Origin of the sequence: Saccharomonospora iraqiensis subsp. iraqiensis (assembly GCF_000430445.1) — a bacterium.
Lineage (GTDB): Bacteria > Actinomycetota > Actinomycetes > Mycobacteriales > Pseudonocardiaceae > Saccharomonospora > Saccharomonospora iraqiensis.
Window position 1 is genome coordinate 118203 of the sequence record NZ_KE387129.1, and the last position, 2661, is coordinate 120863.

Annotated in this window: 2 protein-coding genes; both read right to left on the reverse strand. The window is 73.7% G+C overall.

Features of this window, described 5'->3' with window-relative positions:
* Positions 1-33: 33 nt before the first annotated feature.
* Complete coding sequence (locus ACTIR_RS0119660; protein ID WP_026455560.1) at positions 34-729, reverse strand: SDR family oxidoreductase; 696 nt, start codon at positions 727-729, stop codon at positions 34-36.
* 72 nt (positions 730-801) lie between these two features.
* Positions 802-2661 (reverse strand): PhoX family protein (locus tag ACTIR_RS0119665; protein WP_026455561.1); only part of this gene is annotated, 1860 nt, incomplete at its 5' end.

The window sequence follows — 2661 nt, forward strand, 5'->3', positions numbered from 1 at the left end:
GGGGGGCGGGGCCGCCGGGGTGCCGGTGGGGTGTCAGCGGGGGCGTGGGCGGAGGGTCAGCTCCGTCAGGTGGGCGTCCGGGCCCGCCGTCACGGCGGCGTGCACGGCCGCGGCGACCGACTCCGGGCGCAGGTAGCTCTCCGGGGTGTACTCACCACCCTCGTGCGCGATCACGGCTTCCTGCATCTCCGTGTCGGTGCGTCCCGGGTAGAGGGTGGTCACGCGCAGGCCCCGGCCCTCCTCCTCGGCCCGCAGCACGTCGGCATAGGCGCGCAGCGCGAACTTGCTCGCCGCGTACGGCCCCCAGCCGGCCCGCGCGGACAACCCCTGCCCGGAGTTGAGGAACACCACGTGTCCGCGGGCGGCCCGCAGCGCGGGCAGCAGCAACCGGGTCAGCTCGACCACCGCGACCGTGTTCACCTCGAGGTTGTGCCGCCACACCGCGGCGGGCGACTCGGCCACGGTGCCCAGCCCGGCGACCCCGGCCGAGTGAACCAGCACGTCCAGCTGATCCAGCGACGACGTGGCCTCCGCCAGCGCGGCGTCGTCGGTGAGATCCACCGGCCACGGCCGCGCGTCCGGCAGCTCGGCGGCGAGCCGTTCGAGAGCGTCGGAATCCCGCCCCCCGAGCAACAGCCGGTGGGTGGGTGCCAGTGCGCGGGCCACCGCCGCGCCGATCCCCCGGGACGCGCCGGTCACGAGTGCGAGTCCGGTCCTGCCGTCAGCCATACCGCAACCGTAGACCGCGTCCGGGGACGGCACGCACGCCGCCGTCCCCGGACGCGGGTGGAGGAGGTCGGGTCAGCGGATCCCGATCCGACCCGGGCGGCCCCGGCCCGGCTTCCACACCGCGACGAGCGCGGGACGCGGCAGCGCGTCACCACCGTCGGGCCAGTGCGAGTCCGCCCCGCCCTCACCCGGGTGCTGCACGGCCACCAGCACCAGGTCGTCGGTGATCACCGGGCCACAGGTCTCGGCGCCGACCGGCACCGTGAGGAACTGCCGGACCCGGCCCCGTTCCGCACCGGAGACCGGCACCGCGAACAGGCCGTCGTTCGACCCGAGCGCGTTGCCGTCGGTGGAGACCCACAGGTTCCCGTACGGATCGAACGCCAGGTTGTCCGGACAGGAGACGGGACTGACCAGGCTCTTGTCGAACCCGCCGAAGTAGGTGTCGGCCGCCTCCGGGTCCCCGCAGACCAGCAGCAACCGCCAGGAGAACGCCGTGCCGGTGGGATCGTCGCCGTCCTCGGTCCACTCCAGCACGTGCCCGTTGCGGTTACCGGTGCGCGGATTGGCCTCGTCCACCCCGGGGCTGCCGGACGCCCCGCGGTCGCTGTTGTTGGTCAGCGCGGCGTACACCCGCCCGGTCACCGGGTCGGGCTCCACGTCCTCCGGACGGTCCATCTTCGTGGCGCCCACGGCGTCGGCGGCCTGCCGGGTGAAGACGTAGACCTCCTCGGCGGTGAAGCCGGGGACGAACGACTCGGCACCGGAGGCCAACGGGATCCACTCGCCCCGGCCGTCGAACTCGCCGTCGGAGGGCAGGGCCCCGCTGCCGTCGATCTCGTGTGCCGGGCTGTCCCCGGTGAACCGGGCCACGTAGAGGGTGCCCTCGTCGAGCAGGGCCGAGTTGTGCCTGCGCGCGTGGGCGCTGCGGCCGGGCTTGTACCGACCGTCCGAGACGAACTTGTAGACGTACTCGAAGCGTTCGTCATCCCCCGAGTAGGCCACCACCCGTCCGTCGGGGGCGATCGAGATCGTCGCGCCCTCGTGCTTGAACCGTCCCAGCGCGGTGTGCTTGACCGGGGTGGAGTGCGGGTCGTGCGGGTCGATCTCGACGACCCAGCCGAACCGGTGGACCTCGTTGGGCTCGGCGGAGACGTCGAACCGGCGGTCGAACCGCTCCCACTTGCGGGTGCTCTCCCCACCGGTGAGGCCGTACCGTCGCAGCCGCTCGGCGGCGACCGGGTCGGTGACCGTGTCGGCATGGGCGAAGTACTGGTGGAAGTTCTCCTCGCCGGAGAGCACCGTGCCCCACGGGGTGACCCCGCCCGCGCAGTTGTTCAGCGTGCCCCGGACCAGTCGTCCCTCCGGATCGGCCGCGGTGCGCAGGTACTCCGAGCCCGCCGCGGGGCCGCGCACCGCGAACCCGGTCTCGACCGTGACGCGGCGGTTGTACCGGCCGGTCTCCACGCGCAGACCACCGTGCGGGTCACGCCGGGCCGTGAGCACCGACATGCCGTGCGCGGCCCAGCCGATCCGCACCTGCTCCTCCGTCGGTGCGTCCGGATCGTACTGCCCGGGCGGGAACATCTCCGTCTCGGTGGTGTACTCGTGATTGACCACGAGCAGGCTGTGCCGACCGGAGGCGTCCCGCGGGATCAACCCGACGAAGTCGTTGTTGTAGCCGAGCTGGCGCGCCTGGGCCTCGGCCGTCTGCGCCTCCGCGTCGAACGCGGGCGCACCGGGCAGGACCGGATCGCCCCAACGGATGACGACCTGCTGGTCGTACCCGGACGGGACCACGACGGCGTCGGCGGTGTTCGGGGCGACGGGATCGAAGTCGGTGCCGGGTACCGGACGGGGCCTGCCGCCCTCGCCCCGCCCCGGGCCCGCGGTCGTCCCGTCCGTGGCCGACCCGTCCGTGGCCGACGCGGC